The organism is Thalassotalea coralli (assembly GCF_055786205.1).
In genome coordinates this window covers 238,881-256,205 of record NZ_JBVVBK010000005.1, presented here as the reverse complement: position 1 = coordinate 256,205, position 17,325 = coordinate 238,881, and the positions used below count along the sequence as shown (strand labels likewise).

Sequence of the window (17,325 nt, the reverse complement as noted above, 5' to 3'; positions counted from 1 at the left end):
AATGGTTAATGCCCAAGACGATTATCAAGCGTATTTTGCAGAGAAGTTATGGCAATGGCTTCCTGCTATCTATCGTGAGCAAGATAAGCTTATTGGTGGTAATAGCTTACGTGCTTTTGTCGAAGCAATTGCTGAACAAGCGGCAATCTCCAAAAGGAGCCAAGATCGACTATGGGATGATGCGTTTGTTGAGTTAGCTAGCGACTGGGCGGTACCTTATATAGCGCAGCTGGTTGCAACGAGGCTGGTGTCATCATTAGACTTGCGTGCACGAAAAGTAGATACCGCAAAAACCATTTATTACCGAAGACGAAAGGGAACCCCGCTTGTTCAAGAGCAGCTGGTTTACGATATCGGTGGCTGGAACAGTAAACTTGTTGAAGAGTTTAAACGGCTTGCTCGAGCGTGGCACACGTTAGACTGCGCGTCTAAAAAAGGCAAAATTACCCAAACACCGCAAGGTGGCACCGCAAATTTGAGAAGCTCTCGTGGAGGAGATCTTACCGGTACAGCATTTGACGAATTTAGCTATAGCCCAGAAGCACGAACAGTGACTAAGGGTTATAAAAACATAAACGCGTCAACAAGTGCAAGCCGTCGACAAATCGATACTATAAGTTACCATATCCATCGACTTGTATGTGTTGACTACCGTGATGTTCAACCTCGTCACTTTGGCACGTTAGCAGATGGTCGAGAACGGTTTACCCTAGATCCAAGCGGCAGAGATATTGTACTTTTTTGTCGTACTGGAGAGCAGCAGTGGCAAGGCTGGCAATCTGCAAATGAATGGCAACTAGCTCAACCCATTTCATGTTGTTTACTTGCTGAACAAATATTTGAAGTAACCTCAGAAGAAATAGCATGGATTTTAACAGATGCGCCAATTGCTAATCAGGCTGATAGAGAAGCGGCGGCCAACGATTTAGAGTTACTGAAGGGACAGGTTTTTCACCATCGTAATGCCCTATTAAGAGTGCTTTCTGGCATGTCTAGTAGTGCAGTTTTGACTGATGCTGGTATTTTATCGGAGTTGCTAGCACGAGCTATTATTAGAGATTGTGGCAGTGCGGCATTATTGCCAAATGGTGAACATCATGCACCTTGGCATGTGCAAAGGGATTCACAAGATGCGTCCTATGGCTTGCCTTCAATTGCAATCGGGTTTTCTCATCAACCTTCACCAGTTGGCCGTCATTATACTAAAGCTGCAAATTTGTCGAACTGGCAACCGCCTCTGCTTGCCCAAGTAGCACTTTTCATTTCTCCGGAAACCGGCAGGATAGTCTTAGACAGGGGAGCCAATGCTATTAGCTCTGTGGTAGCCTCCTACCTTGTTGCTATGTTATCGCCTATTGGAGCCGGGGCATTTGCTAGAGAAGTTGAAGAACCAAACGCAGATGCTGTTTGGTCAAATGGCTCTGTTGCCCAAGGAACCCCTGCTCAAGGGGCGGCAATTGTTACCGATAGTCGCACTTATGCTTCTCCGCAAAATCAGCTCAATGTACTCGATACCCAAATTGTCGCGGCAGAAGGTGAGCGACCTTATTTTGTGTTAAATAATCATTGGCGATTAAATGCAGCTCAAGAAGATGCTGTTTTAGTGATTGACGGCTTATGGCTGGGAGCTAGAACAAGTCGCAGGATAATTTTGTCAGGTAATTTTGAACGAGTCACCATTCGTTATTGTAGCTTTGACCCTGGAGGGGAAGCTGCCGATGGTAGTGAATTAGTGCCGGTAGAGCTAGTTATTCAAGGATTTGTTGAGTTTCTCTCGATAGAAAATAGCATTTGCTCAACTATTCGACTTGAAGGAGCAGATGCTAGCGTAGAATATTTGCAGGTTCGCGACTCTATTTTTCAGTCTTTGCAGTTTGATCTGCCACTTATCAATTTACCAAGTGCTGAGGTTAACGTTGAACGTAGCACTTTTATTGTGCCTTCTGAAACGGATATTGCGTTAAATGCCGAGCGCCTGTTTGCCAGTAATTCGTTGTTTTGTGGTCTAGTTTTTGTAACAGACAACCAAAATGGCTGCTTTAGGTTTAGTGCTAGGCCTCAAGGCTCTAATGTCGCTAATCCTTATCATTCGGTTGAATTAGACAAAACATCAGGCGTATTTGTGTCAACTAGGTTTGGTGACTATCGATATGCCCACCTTTTATGCGAACTAAATCCAAGTCTCGCTACTGGCGGAGAAAATGATACTGAAATAGGTGCATTTAACCAAGCCTTAACCCCAATCAAACTGCAAAGCACGCTAACAAAAGTGAATGAGTATTTGCCTTTCGGTCGGACGCCGAATTTCATCGTTGAGATGTAAGAGGAGCTAACATGTCTACAGTTGATTTATCACGTGATGCAACGGACTTTACTAAGCATTACAACAGTATTCGTATGCAGCAAGGTCGCATACTAGACGATCAAACGGTTAATGAACATGCGCGTATTATTGAAGAGGATATGCGCCGTACCCGTTTAAATTCAATCGGGCCTTATGGCTCTCCCAACGATGGCTTCTTACTTAAAAATTTTGATGAAATAGATGGCAAAGTGGCATTCTCAATTAGCCATGGGGAGTGTTATTTAGGTGGCCTTTATTTAACTCTTGAACACGATCAAGAATTTCACTTACAAACCGATTGGCTTAATTTTGATGCTGAAAGCCAATGGCCAAACGTTCCTGAAGAAGGAGAGAGTCGTATTGATCTCGTATATTTAGACGCGTGGCAACAGCCTGTTTCAGCGATTGAAGATAGCGAGTTATTTGAAGTTGCTCTTGGAGGACCGGATACTTCGGCACGAATCAAAACCATGCATCGGGTGGCAATTGTCTCAGATATTGGCGCCCAGCAATGCAGCCAAGCTTGGCAAAATGCGCTGTCGCAGTGGAGTCTATTCGGTGAACAACAACAGGATATGGAGCTTGCCACTAATGCAGCTTTACAGGTGTCATATAGTGAGCCTACTGAGGTATCCGACTTATGTTCGCCAAGCGGAGCGGGAGGTTATCTTCATTACGAAAATCAATCAATAAGAGTGCAGTTAACTAGCGCATCTCATTTTACTTGGGGCTTTGACAATGCATCGCCGTTGTATCGGGCGAAAATAACAATGCATGAAGGAGCGAGAATCAGAGTTGAGTTACTCAATGAACCTAAAGATGCAACCCGGTGGCCACTACAAGGACAAGTGGTTGAGATATTGCCTTGGTCAGCTGTTCTACCTAACGGAGAAAAAGTTGCGGAATTATCCGGTGTTCTAACTAAGGTTATTCGCTCATACCAAGCTGAAGATGCTAGCAGTTTCTTAATTGAAGAGGAAATAGATGAAGATTACGGCAGCCAATGGTTAACACGAGAAGATGTCGACGACTTTTACGATGGTAGCGACATTGAGCGCTTTTATTATGTTCGTGTTTGGAACAGAGGAGACGATGTATCATCGCCGGCTCAAATTCCTATCGCCAATGGGGTTTTAGGCAACACTGGCTTAACTGTGGCATTTAGTGGCGGACCACTTAGAGCCAATTTGCATTGGACTATCGCCGCCAGAACAGGTTCTCCAGATGTTGTTGTTCCTTGGGAGTTAGGAACGGTGCAAGGAGCACTCGCTTATGGCGTTAAACATTATCGAGCACCACTTGGTTTAGTTCGCTGGCAAACTGACAATGGTGTTACGTCAGCAGAGCTTATAAGTGATTGTCGGTTGCCTTATAACCCCTTAACTAAAATAAGAACCTGTTGTACTTTTACCGTTGGAGATGGCACGCATAGTTATGGTCACTTTACGTCCATTCAAGATGCACTTGACCATTTACCAGAAGAAGGCGGCAAAATTTGTCTGTTAGCAGGCAAGTACTGTGAAAATATCATTGTTGCTAAACATAACGTCACCATTGAAGGATGTGGAGAGCGCAGTCAGATCATCGCAGCGAGTGCACAGCCATGTATTTTAATAGATGGTGTTAGTAACGTTCGTATTAAACACTTAAGCATTTTTGCCCATGAAGATAGTAGGGGCATTTATGTGCCTAATAGTGCTTCCAATCAAAAAGACAATCGTGGCGTTCGTATCAGTTCGTCATTATTTTTCAGTGAGTTATTTATTACTGCCAGCCGATTCAGCGCCTTGCAAATCGATGAAGCATTTGAAGTGGAAGTAGTAAAATGCAGAGTTCTGATGAAAGACTCGTCAACGGATTACCATGGTATGTTCATCACCGCTGATGATGTGCTCATCAAAGATAATGAACTACTTATTGAACCATCGGCCGTTGACGCTGATGAGCCTGGGCTTAGGTTACCTGCGAGCACTTTTGCTCGAGCTGCACGCGGTGGTTTACATATCGGAGGAACTTCTGAGCGAGTGACTATTGTTGGCAATGTTATTCAGGGTGGCATAGGAAACGGTATTACCCTTGGCAGTGTTTTTGATGCTAATCAAAATGATGATAACCAAAGCAACGGCGTTATCGGTTGGATTGTTAGTATGGGGGATGCCTGTGATCCTTGTGCACCTGGCGGGATTTACTTACCACCCTATCTCATTGGCGAAGAGGGGCCTGATTATCGTTCTACGGGCACAATTTATCAGTTAACTATTGAACACAACCAGATACGTAATATGGGTCTCAACGGTATAGGTGTTATTGCTTTTTTCAACTTAGAAGGCACCGACGAATTTATCAGTATCGAAGAGCTAGTCATTCAGCATAATCGTATCGAACATTGTTTATCTCGTTCGTTAGCTCCAACACCGGATGAAATGGTGAAAAGCATGGGCTATGGTGGCATCAGTTTAGCTGATGTAGATAACGCTGAAATTCGTCGTAACACTGTTGTCAACAATGGTAATAGTCACTTAGAGCCTGTGTGTGGGATTTATATTTTGCACAGTGAAGGTGTCGATATCTCAGACAACCGAATTGTTAATAACGGAGCGAAAAACGGCGAGCCGGCAAACAACGCCAAACAAGGGGCTAGGGCAGGTATATGGTTGCAATTTACTACTGCGCCAAAAGTTGTCATTGAGAGTTTAGATCGATACTACGAGCGGCAAAATGGCGTGCCAGCGGCGAAAATACACAATAATATTGTTAGTCAACCATTGGGAAGATCGTTATCAATTACCGCACTTGGACCTGTCTCTGTAGAGGGGAATCAATTTACCTCACAAGGATTTGTCTTTGATTTTGGCGCACCGTCTTTCTTCGTTTCATGTGTCTCGATTTTCAATTTAGGTATTTCTAATGAGCTTTATCTTCAGCAAATCCTTTATAACGGAAAAGATTTTGACGACTTACCTGTACGCCAAGAACTCGATGACGATTATTTTGTGGTGAGTCAACCAGGATTAGATTCTCAGCGAATGTTTGGCTATTTAGGCAATGGCAATATCTTGTGTAATGACAATCAAATCATGATGGATTTGGCAGACAAAACTGGCTTTAAGTTAGGCGTGATGTCGATAGGCATATTTTCACTAGATGACGTTAGCTTTCAAGATAATCAATGCGATATCTCGTATGACTTTATTTTAGATGAAATTTATCTCACCCATTCTTTGGTGTTTGGTTGGACGGTACGCGAAATAGGTAATCGTTTTAAGGAAAGTATTGCAGGAGCTTTGTTTTCGTCATTAAGCGTTAGCTTATTTGGTAATGTCACATCACAAAACCAAGGAACCCATTGTATTCGCGCCTATAACTTGGTGGGCAATAATTTGTCGCAATTGGGCAATCAGGTGCTGTTTGATTTTTTAAATTCCTGTAATTCAGATAATGGATTTTTAGCAAACTTAACCTCGAAACCGCTAAAACAAACTGAGCAACCCGTGCCACTGCTCGGTTTGCTAGGTTAGGAGAAAAATATGAGTAATGGAAATAATCGTCGAATTTCGATAACCGATGCCAACAATGTTGTTGAAAAAGGTCTAGATAGCAGTGATGAAAATCGCTTTTCCGAAATAAATGCATTGAAATCTCTAAGAAAAAGTAAAGCTAAAATGCAAACTCGAGAGGCGAACCGTTTGCGGCAAAAATATAATAAAGATCACCAAAGGTTTACTGTTTTGGAGAGTAAGCTGCAAGCGAATGAGAACTATATCAGTGGTTTAAGAATGGAAGCGAACCGAGCTAATCCAGACAAAGAGCCATGTGATGAAAAATCTTGGATGGCAAAAGGCTATGTTTATGATCGACGAGGCTGTCCGGTTATCGGCGCCAAAGTAAGCTTGTTCTATGCAGATGAGAAGCCATTTAAAAAGGTTGAACCGGCTACCACAAATGAGCAGGGGCAATTTGTGCTTTCTTATGATTTTAGTTCACTAGAAATTGAGAAATATCGAAAGTTAATGCTTCGTGCGGCGTCAAGCACGGAGTCTTCAAGTGCTGCTGAAAGTAGTGGTGATGAAGTAGATGACTTAGAACGATTACCTAGTGGCATTCGAGTTCATACTAATCGAACCAAGCAAGCCGTGTTTTTAAGAGCTGAGTTACCAGGTGATCCTGCTATTTCCGTAGATTCAACATTAATGATGCCTGCAGTAGGTAAGTGTAATTATCGAGACCTCATTTTAAATACTGATAAAAGTGCAACATTAGTCGATGATTTAGAAAAGGACAGGCGAGCTACACAGTATCTGGGTAATGCATCTACGTTAGAAGTTCATGATTTAAACAATGAGAAAAGTCAGTGCCAAATTGATGAAATTAGAATTGATCGTTGCGTTCGCATGAAAAACCTTAAAGACGCAAAATTACTCGGTTATGATTTTTGTGCTTATTGTTTTCCAGGGACGCGTTCCAAAAGGTAGTTAGAGCGCTGGGTTAACCCGGCTCTGTTGTCGACGATACAGTGCGGCAGCTTGGCACCGACTTTGTACTTGCAGTTTGTTAAGTATAGTGTGTACATGGTTTTTTACCGTTGTTACTTCGATGCATAAAGTTTTAGCTATTTCTTTATTAGATTTTCCTAACTCTAACAATTCCAGCACCTTTGATTGACGCTGAGTTAAGTGATTTATATAGGCTGACTGCTGGCTTAGGCTTGTCGTTCCATTTAGTTGATGGATCATCGCTTGCGTTGCTTCAGAGCTATAATGAAACTGACCCGCGACGACTTTATTGATGCAATCTGCCAGATCTTCAATATTAGCTGATTGAGATATTATGGCTTCAACTCCAAGCTGCGCACATTTAAGGAGTTGACCGTGGTTTTCATACAAATTTAAAATAATGACTTTTGCACCACTAATTGTTTCTCGTACTCTTGTGATTGTTTCAATTAATCTAGGCAGATTGATATCGATTAATATGACGCACAAGGTATTAAAGTTTGGAAAGGTTAGCTGCTCTATGCCAGTTAATGCTGAGGGATGAAAATTTGGAAATCGTTCTAATTGGCAAACAATTCCATTTCTAAAAATGTTCACTTCACTCAAAATTTGAATACTGATCATGTTTTCCATAGTTGACCTACTTTATTCGATTGAAACGGGGAAAGTTTAAAAGATGGGAAACGACGAATGCAGCAATGATAGTAGTTATAATCTTTGTGCTTTACCCAAGTCCGCTTTGGTTAGAATCCTCTGATGAATGTTTAGGCAAGAAATTTCATTCTGTCAATAAATTGGACAAAGATTTAATACCAATACGGTTCTTTATTAAGTCACCATGATCCTGTTCGCTCATGATTTTACTTAGTAAAAAAGCTATTGCTCTTATCTTTGATTGTCGAAGGCTAACTCTTGCTGCAATGTAATATGCTAACTAGTCATTGCCTGATCTATATAAGCTACTCGCCTGATATTCAGCACAAATATTTTTTAGAAGATTCCGTAACCAGCGATGTGATTTCACGTGTTCCATGCTCCAGTGCCAATGCATAAATGCTTTACTTGAGGATAATTCAAAGGGTGGAGAAAACCATTGATATTGCTCTATGTTTTTAATAGACCTTAAAATTATTCCTGGAACAATAGCAAGGTAGTCAGTCACCGATATGATTTCGACAATGTTCTCGAAATTATTACTGGTGTATTTAATCTCTCTATTTAACGCTAATTCTTTTAATGCATATTGAACCGGATAAATATTGTTAGCTCTAGGTCGAAGCACCGCGTGCTTTTCAGCTAAAAAATCCTCTAGTGTTAGCTGGGTTTGTTCGCTTAGCCTAGGATGGCCTTTACGGGCTAGAATGAACATTGAATCTTCAAATAGCGTATCGTGGTAGCAGTCATCTGATTCGATTGCCACATAATCTAGATAAAGGTCATACTCTTTATGGCGCAACGCTTTTGCCGGCTCTACTAATAAATCAGTACTTATTGTTAAACTCGATTTAGGTGCAAGGCTGGCGACTTTGCTCGCTAAATTAGTTAGTAAAAAGCTACTCTCAACGCCAACTATATTGATATGAAAATTATTTTGCGCTTTGCTCGGATCAAATTTACCGTCGTCAGGTAGCGTCATAGAGACATTATTGAGCATGTCTTCAATAACAGGTGCAATAGATTCAGCTTTTAATGTTGGCATCATTTTGCCTTGACGTCGCTCAAACAGAGAATCGTTATAAATTGCCCTTAATCGTTTTAACGCCTGGGAAACCGCAGGTTGCGACATACCTAAATTGTCAGCAGCATGGCTTAAATTCTTTTCATGCATTAATGCTGAAAAAATGGCGAGTAAGTTTAAATCTATATTGCGTAAGTAGCGACTCATTGGTTTATTGCACCTGAATAAAGTTTTGTACTATAAGTTTAGCTTATACTACTCTGCTTTTTATTAATTTCTAAGCCGTTAATTGTTCGATTACTATTTGTATCAGTTATTTTGAACTGAACATTTGGCAGGAGAATGATTATGTCTATTCGTTCGACATTAAGTAAAGCTGCGATGACTGTAGGGTTAGTGACTTTGTCTGTTTCAGCATTTGCAACAAGCAACCCTGAGAAACCAAATATCTTGGCTATTTGGGGTGATGATATTGGTATTTACAACATTAGCGCATACAACCACGGCATGATGGGTTATCAAACACCCAATATTGACCGTATTGCAAATGAAGGTGCGCTTTTTACAGATCACTACGCGCAACAAAGTTGTACGGCAGGTCGTGCGTCTTTCATTTTAGGTCAAGAGCCTTTTCGAACGGGGTTAATGACAATTGGTATGCCTGGCTCATCTCATGGTATTCCTGATTGGGCGCCAACCCTTGGCGATGTAGCTAAAGAAAATGGTTATATGACTGGTCAATTCGGTAAAAATCACTTGGGTGACCAAGACAAACATTTACCGACAAAACACGGTTTTGATGAATTCTTTGGTAACCTATATCACTTAAATGCTGAAGAAGAACCGGAAACTTATTATTACCCGAAAGATCCTGCGTTTGTGAAAAAATACGGTCCGCGTGGTGTACTTCACGCCTATGCCGATGGTCGTATTGAAGATACAGGCCCTTTATCTCGTAAACGTATGGAAACTGCTGACGAAGAATTCTTAGGTGCGACGCTTAAGTTTATTGATAAAGCCCATAAAGCAGATAAGCCTTTCTTTATCTGGTACAACAGCACCCGAATGCATGTTCACACTCGCTTACAAGAGAAGTGGCAAGGTAAATCAGGCATCAGTATTTATGCCGACGGTATGTTAGAGCATGACGAGCAAATCGGTATCTTGTTAGACAAGTTAGATGAGTTAGAGATTGCAGACAATACCATTGTTATCTACACCACAGATAACGGCGCAGAAACTTTTACATGGCCTGACGGCGGTAACACACCATTCCACGGTGAAAAAGGTACAACATACGAAGGTGGTATGCGAGTACCTCAGTTAGTAAGGTGGCCGGGCACTATTGAACCAGGTTCAAAGGTAAATGCCATGATGTCTCACTTAGACTGGATGCCAACATTAGCAGCAGCTATGGGTGATGACTCTTTAGTTCAAGATCTTAAAAAGGGTACCAAGATCAATAACAAAGATTGGCGTGTACATTTAGATGGCTTTAACTTCAAACCTTTCTTTGAAGGTAAAGTCGAAGAGTCTCCTCGTGATACGCTAATGTACTTTAGCCAAACGGGTCAACTAAATGCGATTCGTTGGAATGACTGGAAAGCAAGCTTTGCTTTAGTACAAGGTGATATGGCAACAGGTGTTCGTGAAGTACCAGCATGGCCACAGCTTATCAACTTGCGGGCAGACCCATTTGAGAAAGCACCAAATGAATCAGGTATGTATTTACGTTGGATGATCGATAACATGTGGGCATTCGTACCTGTGAGCAATAAAGTGCAGGAGTTCTTGGGGTCACTAGAAGGTTACCCAATGCAAGCCGGTCAAAGCTTTAGTGCTGCAGACATAGACTACACGACATTACAAATGCGCTCTTTCGTGAAAAAAGTAGAAACGGAAATCGTTAAGAAAGGTAAATAATCATCAATAAGAATTAGCGGTAAACACTCATTTTAAGAAGCTTTAAGCCACTTCAACATCGAAGTGGCTTTTTCTATTTATTGTTTGTTTGGTATCGAAACCTGTGCTGCTAAATTTATCTCAGGGTTATGCTGTTTATCTCTAACGTTGAACCTTTTACTTAATAAATAGAAAAGTACAGCAACTAACGCTAAGGACAAGGTTACTAGTGAAGGCTCTTTAAACCCTACTTGCCAAAGCTCAATCAGTTGTTTATGCATAAAAAATAGGTCGTAAATAACGGTAGATGTGAGTATCGATGCGGTAATCAGCATACCGCGATGGATAAAGTGTTTAATGCTCTTTGTAATAAACCCAAGTAAAATAAAAGCGAATAACGTGACAAAGAAACCAGCCTCAAGCCAGTGACCTCGTTCAGTGAGTTCTATAGGTAAGGTTCGCTCTAGTAAAAAGGCAAATGAAGTCGCAACCATAACACCAATGCAGCCACCTAAAGTTAAGCCTGTTAATACCGTTATCGTTTTTGGGTGCTCCCTCTTATTTAAGCGTTTTACTATCCACAACACATTGCCTGCTACTATCATGGCGCACACACCGATGCCTAGTAAGAAATAGATAAACCGTAAGTCTATTTCGCCATAATCAACCATGTGCATTTGGAACATCACGCTGTTACCCTTTGCGTAAATGTTTGTTTCTTGCGGGTTGTACTCGCTAGGAAAACCATCTTGCTCTACTGAGTAAAAGCGACTCAATCGTTCGGAAAACGTACCTTTTTTAATGCCTATAATCCGAATAACGGCGTTTTCATCGCCCCAGTTTTGAATGTTCATGCCAGTGAAGGTCACGTTGTCTTGTGTTGAGACCTGTGCAGCAAGCTCATTTAAGTTTGGCATTTGAGCATATTGATAAGATGGTTGCTGGCTTAACCTGCCGTAACCGGCGTCAATTGTCATCGCTTGTCTGTCGCCGTCGTATAACATATATACTGCTGGCGCTTGAAACAGCACACCTAAATTAAACATCAGGCCTGTAACAGCGTACATAATGGCAAAAGGTAGACTAATAACACCGACAACATTGTGTAAATCGAGCATCTTGTAGCGGTTTGACTTGTCATGACGATACAGAAAAAAGTTCGCTATCATTTTTTTCAATTGGATAACGATACCTGTAAAAATAATGACTAAGAAAAAGAAGGTCACAAAGCCGACAATATAGTCACCTTGAGGAAGATGAAAATTGTAATGAAGCTCATTAATAAAATGTGCCATTTCAAATTGGCTTTCTTCTGCTAAAACTTGGTGGGTACTAGGGTCAATTTGTAAGTACTTCCACGTTCTGCTTCGACTCGGTGCTTTTAGATCTTGTTGAATATCTGAAAGAGCTTCGCCATTGGCGAGTCGCTCTTTAATGGCGTTTTGATATTCTTTGGCTCGTTGTGATTTCTCAGGGTTATCGTAAACAGGAACAGATAATGTTAGGTAAGGCGAGTAATCACTAGGAGTCCGCAAGTAAAATTGTCTTCCCTTGTCATAGTCGTATTTGGCTATACTATTTTCAATAACTTGATTTAATGAAGGAATTTGATCTGTTTTTGCCATAGGCATGTGAGGTAATGTCGCCCAACGGCTTACTTCTGGAAGAAACAGGGTTATAGAGCCTGCCCAGAAAACGATAAATAAAGGCACAGAGATAATTAAACCAACCCAGCCATGAGCATTTGTGGCATTTCTAATCGTTTCACGTTTCATACTAGTACCTTTGAAACAAATAAACCGTTAATTATTGCAGAAACCAATAGAACACAGCTGCTTTTTAATATTGCTGGTTTTAATTTCTCTACACTATAAAAATAAGTTGCTATTCCTGCCCAAACAAAAAAGCCGCCGATATAACCAATAAGTAAGACTATTTGTCGTTCAACAGGTAATAAAAAGGCAATATTCATCATTAAACTAACGTTCAATATAAAACCTAGAAAAAGCCCTGATAGTGTTTTAGCCCACATAGGTACCTCCTAGTAATCCCACTAAAGTAAAGGCTAAAAAGCCTGATAAGAGGAGATGTTTGAAATTTTTAAATTGATTTGCTGCTAAGGCAAGGACTATCCAACATGTCATCAAGGCGCAAAGAGTAAAAAGCACAGAGGTTAGCGGGTGAAATACCTGGCTAAAGACGAAAATAGAGGTGACAGACAAAATCGAAAAAGCTATCCATGTTAACTTTTTATTTAGCGGTTTTTTCAAAAATGCTTGTTGAGTGGCAGTTAAATAAACGGAGAGGGAGGCCAGCCAAACTAACTGTAAGGCAGCAATCTTTATCAATAACATCATGTTATTTATCCATTTTAAGGAGCTTTAGCCATTTAAAACTTAAAGAATTTATCGGGCTAGATACTAATAAGCTCGTTAGCCTAATATAGTGCTTGCCAAATGCCAATGATTTTCATTAATATTTGCAATTGTTACATTTGCAAATTATTTAACTGTTGTTGATTAGCCTTGAAAGTAAACGCATTATTGCCAGTTTATTTGCTAATTTGGTTGTGATGTTTGCTCTGTAATACCAGATGTTACAAGGAAAGCGACAGTTTTTCTTTGAGTGAAAAGAATAACGAAGAAAGTAAACCCCATGTTTAATAAAAGACAAACGAATATTTTAATTGTTGAAGACGATGAAGCGCTTAATCAGCAATTATCTGAATTGCTTATTTCAAAAGGGTACACAGTTGATCAAAGTTATGATGGCGAAGATGGGCTAATTCGTGCCGCAAGCGGCCTTTATCAGCTTATTTTACTCGATATTATGTTACCTAAAAGAGATGGTATATCACTGTTGAAAATGTTGAGAAAGTCATGTCAAACACCTGTTGTTATGGTAACGGCTAAAGGTGCTGAGCAAGAAAAAATTGTTGGCTTTAGTGAAGGTGCGGACGATTATGTGGCTAAGCCTTTCAATACCACTGAATTGCTGTTTCGTATAGATGCTATTTTAAGGCGCAGTCTGCCCCAAAACAATGATAACGAGATTCAGCAATTATCACTTGGCAACCTCACCATTGAATACAAAGGTAAGCTAGCCAAAGTAGATAAAGAACATATCGATTTAACACCAATTCAGTTTAAACTTTTATGGGAACTGATGCTTCACCAAGGAGAGGTACTAAGTAAGGCGTACTTATATCAGCGTGTGCTTAATAGAACCTTAGGTGCTTATGACCGCAGTTTAGATATGCACCTAAGTCGAGTGCGTAAAAAATTAAACGAAGCTCAAGGACCTGGCGATCGCCTTGTCACTAGCCACGGTAAAGGGTATTGCCTGATATGAATCGTCGTATTTTTTGGTATCTATGCATCTTTATTGCTGCAGGTATTGTTGCTTTATTTTACTTAATTGATCAGGTTACGACTCAAACAGAAGAAGGGATGAGTCATATTGCCGAAGAACATCGAATTCAATTAAAAGCTTGGGGTAAAGAAGCAGAAAAGCTGTATTTGTTAGGCGACAAAGTTGCATTAGAAAGTTGGTTGTCGAACTTACAAAAGCAAGAAAATACTTGGGCAACGGTAGCAAGTTTTAATATAGAACAAATATCTGGAGGTAAGCTTACCGAACAATACAACGTGGGCTACAACATGGGGCGCAGTGTTGATTGGAAGATTCACCTGTACTTTAAGGCTAATCCTGTCATGGAATTACCCTTTTCTAAAGCGCAAACCAGTTTGTTGATTCGGTTGCCGCAAAGAATGCGACCGGGGGCATATTGGAGTTATACCGATGTAGCTTTGCAAATCATTATTCCAATCATATTACTTGGCCTATTAGCATTATTTCTCTATCGCCATATTATGCAACCGCTTCATCAAATACAGAGCGCTACGAAGCAGTTTAGCGCGGGTAATCTCAATGTACGTGCGACAGAATTAATGGGAAATAGGCATGATGAATTTTCTGAATTAGCGTCAACGTTTGACCACATGGCCGATAGAATAGGTGAGCAGTTAGTGAGTCAAAGACAACTCATTGCGGATCTTTCTCATGAACTGCGAACACCATTAACGCGTTTGGATATCGCCCTTGCCGAAGTTGAAAGGCACTGCCAAGGAGAGAACATCGAAAGAATAAGCAGAGAATCTAAGCATATTCGAAAATTGGTAGAAGATTCCCTGACTTTAGCTTGGTTGGAAAATGAACGGCCAGAATTACAACAAGAGTCTTTAGAGCTCACTGATTTGCTCGATGTTATCGTAGAAGATGCTTCTTTTGAGTTTCCAAATGTATGTATAGAGAGTAATTTTCCACGCTCAGCACTTATTGTTAATTCGAGTCACAGAGCAGCAGGGCAGGCGATAGAGAATGTGTTAAGAAATGCGCTTCGTTACACCCCGCAAGGTAAATGTGTTGAAGTATCGTTGACTGAAAGCGATAGGCAATATCACGTTAAAATAAAAGACCAAGGGCCAGGTGTTCCAGAGCCTTTTCTGCAAGCTATCTTTGAACCTTTTTTTCGTGTTGATAAATCACGTGAGCGAAAAGGTAATAGCTTTGGTTTAGGTTTGGCTTTAGCCAAAAGGCAACTTTCTGCGATTCGAGGTCAAATTTCCGCCAATAACCGCGATGAAGGCGGCTTGGAAATGCACATCGTTTTACCTAAGTGTTAACTGCAGTTTTATTACTTGTGTAACAAATGTAAAAGTCCTTTATTTATTGTTGCAAATGACAATAATTCGCATTTAATTTTTTAGCGTAATCGGAATCAAAATGAAAAGTATCACTCAAGCCTCAAGGCTTAAGCCATTGGCGATAGCTGTTTCTCTAGCTTTCGCAGCATCTCCAGTACTTGCAGAAACAAATGAAGTTACCGAAGAAGATATTGAAACTATTGTTGTTGTAGGTCAAACAACTAACTCTGAAGTTACGGCTGAAGAGCTAGAAAAATTCCAAGCAAATGATCTGTCAGATATCTTCAGAACGATTCCTTCAGTGTCTGTTGGTGGTTCTTTAGGTATTGCACAAAAAATCTATATTCGAGGTATGGAAGATACCTTGTTAAACGTGACGGTTGATGGCGCACCACAAACAGGTACGTTATTCCATCACATTGGTCGAGTTGCAATTGAGCCTGAACTTTTAAAAGAAGTAGAAGTTCAAGCGGGTGCAGGTGAAGCGACGGCTGGCGCAGGTGCAATTGGCGGTGCAATTCGTTTTAAAACAAAAGATGTTGAAGATTTATTAGAGCCGGGTGAGCGCTTTGGTGGCACATTAAAAGCGGGTTACTTTTCAAATGACGGTTACAAAACCTCGGCAACATTATACGGTGCTTTGAGCGATTCATGGGGTATTCTTGGCTCTTACATCTATGTTGATAATGAAAACATGGAAGATGGCAGTGGCAAAGAAATCATGGGTACATCTGCTGAGCAGAACCTAGCATTCTTCAAACTAAACGGTGAGATTTCTGAAGGCCAACATTTAACACTAAGCTATGAAAACCGTGAAGAAGAAGGCGAATACGCACAACGTCCTAACTGGAACCCAATGGAAGGTGTTGTTTTATTCCCAATGGATGGTGAGCGCGAAACTATCGTTGCCAACTACACTTACTCGGCAAGTGAATTAATCAATATAGAAGCGACCTTATACAGCACTGAAAATAGTATTATCCAAGACGTGCACACGCGTTGGGGTAAGTACCGCGGTGAAATGAAATCAACGGGTTTTGACTTACGCAATACCTCTGAGTTAGCAGATCATACGTTAACATATGGTGTTGAATACCGAAAAGACAAAGTAAGCTCGGGTTCACTAGAGCCAGATGCGGCACCAGGCCACAAGGAAGAAGGGACAGTTTCAAGTGTTTACTTCCAAGACCATTGGCAATTAACAGCGGATTTATTATTTAGTTTCGGTGCGCGCTACGATGAGTATGATTTAGAACAGATTACCTTTGATAATGATATTAGCAGTGACGGTTTTAGCCCTAATCTAGGTTTTAACTATACAATTTCAGATAACTGGTTACTAACTTTAGGTTATGCTGAAGCGATGCGCGGTAAATTAGTCGGTGATTCTTTTACTATTGAATCAGCAACCATTGACCCAGAACTTAAGCCTGAAGAAGTGACTAACAAAGAAGTTGGCTTAACGTATCACAATGATAATTGGCAAGTTGTAGCATCTTATTACCAAAGTGATATCGACGATGTGATCAAAGATAAAATTTTCCAAGGTGTTTATTATGAGAACATTGGAAAGTTAGAAACTGACGGCTTTGAATTAAAAGCTGGCTATAACAATGACGGTTTAAACATTGTTGCAAGTTACAACAACAACACTTCTGAGCTAAATGGCCACACTGTTGAAGGTTACGAAGAAAACGGCTTAGCAAATGAACGCGGCGATACATGGAACTTAAACGTTAGCTACATTTTAACAGACACTTTAGAGTTTGGCTGGAACTTCACCTTAGTTGAAGATTTAAATAACATTGAAGCTTTATTTAGATCTGTAGAGTTAGGTTGGTTACCTGAAACTCAATACATCGACAAAGAAGGTTATCAAGTTCACGACATATACCTACAGTGGCAACCGCTAGAAAGTGAAGCATTGAATGTTAACCTTGCTGTTCAAAATTTGTTTGATGAACATTACCGTGACCACTCAAGTGTTGGTGATTATAGCCATGTTCCTGGTTGGGAAATTGTTAGTGGTTTATATGAACCAGGTCGAGATATTCGTGTTTCAGTAAGTTATAGCTTCTAAGGGCATTACTTACTCAAATATTGCGATGACAGAGTGAAAGGCTACTTAGTAGGTATTACTAGGTAGCCTTTTGCTTTATAGAGCACTCTAACTTTAGTTTACCGGCTTTTGTTAATGTTTTT

12 protein-coding genes are annotated in these 17,325 nt (G+C 40.6%); 7 read left to right on the top strand and 5 right to left on the bottom strand.

Annotated elements, in window-relative coordinates; genetic code table 11:
• The first annotated feature begins 1 nt into the window (after nt 1).
• From ACOB80_RS14285 to ACOB80_RS14275, 3 genes are read left to right on the top strand one after another with little or no spacing between them, the layout of a single operon-like run.
• Entirely contained in the window at nt 2-2,323 is a 2,322-nt protein-coding gene (locus ACOB80_RS14285; protein WP_473166526.1) for a hypothetical protein, read from the top strand.
• A gap of 11 nt (nt 2,324-2,334) precedes the next feature.
• Nucleotides 2,335-5,862 carry a DUF6519 domain-containing protein gene (locus tag ACOB80_RS14280; protein WP_473166525.1) on the top strand — a complete coding sequence of 1,176 codons (3,528 nt, stop codon included), beginning with the start codon at nt 2,335-2,337 and terminating at the stop codon, nt 5,860-5,862.
• Nucleotides 5,863-5,871: 9 nt separating this feature from the next.
• Nucleotides 5,872-6,816, top strand: a complete 945-nt coding sequence (locus ACOB80_RS14275) for a hypothetical protein (protein WP_473166524.1) — start codon at nt 5,872-5,874, stop codon at nt 6,814-6,816.
• On the opposite strand, the gene ACOB80_RS14270 is transcribed toward ACOB80_RS14275, so the two are convergent.
• A complete protein-coding gene (locus ACOB80_RS14270; protein WP_473166523.1) occupies nt 6,817-7,470 on the bottom strand; it encodes a LuxR C-terminal-related transcriptional regulator in 654 nt (217 codons plus the stop codon).
• Between the two features lie 301 nt (nt 7,471-7,771).
• Nucleotides 7,772-8,722, bottom strand: a complete 951-nt coding sequence (locus tag ACOB80_RS14265; RefSeq protein WP_473166522.1) for a LysR family transcriptional regulator — start codon at nt 8,720-8,722, stop codon at nt 7,772-7,774.
• Nucleotides 8,723-8,863: 141 nt separating this feature from the next.
• Here ACOB80_RS14265 and ACOB80_RS14260 point away from each other — a divergent pair, with 141 nt between their 5' ends.
• Complete coding sequence (locus ACOB80_RS14260; protein ID WP_473166521.1) at nt 8,864-10,438, top strand: arylsulfatase; 1,575 nt, start codon at nt 8,864-8,866, stop codon at nt 10,436-10,438.
• 77 nt (nt 10,439-10,515) lie between these two features.
• Here the strand turns inward: ACOB80_RS14260 and ACOB80_RS14255 are convergent, their stop codons facing one another.
• From ACOB80_RS14255 to ACOB80_RS14245, 3 genes are read right to left on the bottom strand one after another with little or no spacing between them, the layout of a single operon-like run.
• Entirely contained in the window at nt 10,516-12,192 is a 1,677-nt protein-coding gene (locus tag ACOB80_RS14255; RefSeq protein WP_473166520.1) for a PepSY-associated TM helix domain-containing protein, read from the bottom strand.
• Complete coding sequence (locus tag ACOB80_RS14250) at nt 12,189-12,449, bottom strand: hypothetical protein (RefSeq protein WP_473166519.1); 261 nt, start codon at nt 12,447-12,449, stop codon at nt 12,189-12,191. Before ACOB80_RS14250 ends, ACOB80_RS14255 begins: the two co-directional genes overlap by 4 nt.
• The gene (locus ACOB80_RS14245) at nt 12,439-12,774 is read right to left on the bottom strand and encodes a hypothetical protein (RefSeq protein WP_473166518.1); all 336 of its coding nucleotides are present in this window, start codon (nt 12,772-12,774) and stop codon (nt 12,439-12,441) included. Before ACOB80_RS14245 ends, ACOB80_RS14250 begins: the two co-directional genes overlap by 11 nt.
• A 298-nt stretch (nt 12,775-13,072) precedes the next feature.
• On the opposite strand from ACOB80_RS14245, the gene ACOB80_RS14240 reads away from it, so the two are divergent.
• The 3 genes from ACOB80_RS14240 to ACOB80_RS14230 all read left to right on the top strand — a co-directional run bounded on the left by ACOB80_RS14240 (nt 13,073) and on the right by ACOB80_RS14230 (nt 17,203).
• On the top strand, nt 13,073-13,768 hold the full coding sequence (locus ACOB80_RS14240; protein WP_473166517.1) for a response regulator transcription factor: 696 nt from the start codon (nt 13,073-13,075) through the stop codon (nt 13,766-13,768).
• The gene (locus tag ACOB80_RS14235) at nt 13,765-15,102 is read left to right on the top strand and encodes a histidine kinase sensor domain-containing protein (protein WP_473166516.1); all 1,338 of its coding nucleotides are present in this window, start codon (nt 13,765-13,767) and stop codon (nt 15,100-15,102) included. The genes ACOB80_RS14240 and ACOB80_RS14235 overlap by 4 nt, the downstream gene beginning before the upstream one ends.
• Before the next feature lie 100 nt (nt 15,103-15,202).
• Nucleotides 15,203-17,203, top strand: coding sequence for a TonB-dependent receptor domain-containing protein (locus ACOB80_RS14230; protein WP_473166515.1), 2,001 nt, complete (start codon nt 15,203-15,205; stop codon nt 17,201-17,203).
• The last annotated feature ends 122 nt before the right edge of the window (nt 17,204-17,325 follow it).

What these genes read in the sequence shown, in the direction of transcription:
- ACOB80_RS14245 (WP_473166518.1), bottom strand. Translation starts at nt 12,774, where the DNA reads ATGATGTTATTGATAAAGATTGCTGCCTTACAGTTAGTTTGGCTGGCC.
- ACOB80_RS14255 (WP_473166520.1), bottom strand. Translation starts at nt 12,192, where the DNA reads ATGAAACGTGAAACGATTAGAAATGCCACAAATGCTCATGGCTGGGTT.
- ACOB80_RS14235 (WP_473166516.1), top strand. Translation starts at nt 13,765, where the DNA reads ATGAATCGTCGTATTTTTTGGTATCTATGCATCTTTATTGCTGCAGGT.
- ACOB80_RS14270 (WP_473166523.1), bottom strand. Translation starts at nt 7,470, where the DNA reads ATGGAAAACATGATCAGTATTCAAATTTTGAGTGAAGTGAACATTTTT.
- ACOB80_RS14240 (WP_473166517.1), top strand. Translation starts at nt 13,073, where the DNA reads ATGTTTAATAAAAGACAAACGAATATTTTAATTGTTGAAGACGATGAA.
- ACOB80_RS14265 (WP_473166522.1), bottom strand. Translation starts at nt 8,722, where the DNA reads ATGAGTCGCTACTTACGCAATATAGATTTAAACTTACTCGCCATTTTT.
- ACOB80_RS14230 (WP_473166515.1), top strand. Translation starts at nt 15,203, where the DNA reads ATGAAAAGTATCACTCAAGCCTCAAGGCTTAAGCCATTGGCGATAGCT.
- ACOB80_RS14280 (WP_473166525.1), top strand. Translation starts at nt 2,335, where the DNA reads ATGTCTACAGTTGATTTATCACGTGATGCAACGGACTTTACTAAGCAT.
- ACOB80_RS14275 (WP_473166524.1), top strand. Translation starts at nt 5,872, where the DNA reads ATGAGTAATGGAAATAATCGTCGAATTTCGATAACCGATGCCAACAAT.
- ACOB80_RS14250 (WP_473166519.1), bottom strand. Translation starts at nt 12,449, where the DNA reads ATGTGGGCTAAAACACTATCAGGGCTTTTTCTAGGTTTTATATTGAAC.
- ACOB80_RS14285 (WP_473166526.1), top strand. Translation starts at nt 2, where the DNA reads ATGGTTAATGCCCAAGACGATTATCAAGCGTATTTTGCAGAGAAGTTA.
- ACOB80_RS14260 (WP_473166521.1), top strand. Translation starts at nt 8,864, where the DNA reads ATGTCTATTCGTTCGACATTAAGTAAAGCTGCGATGACTGTAGGGTTA.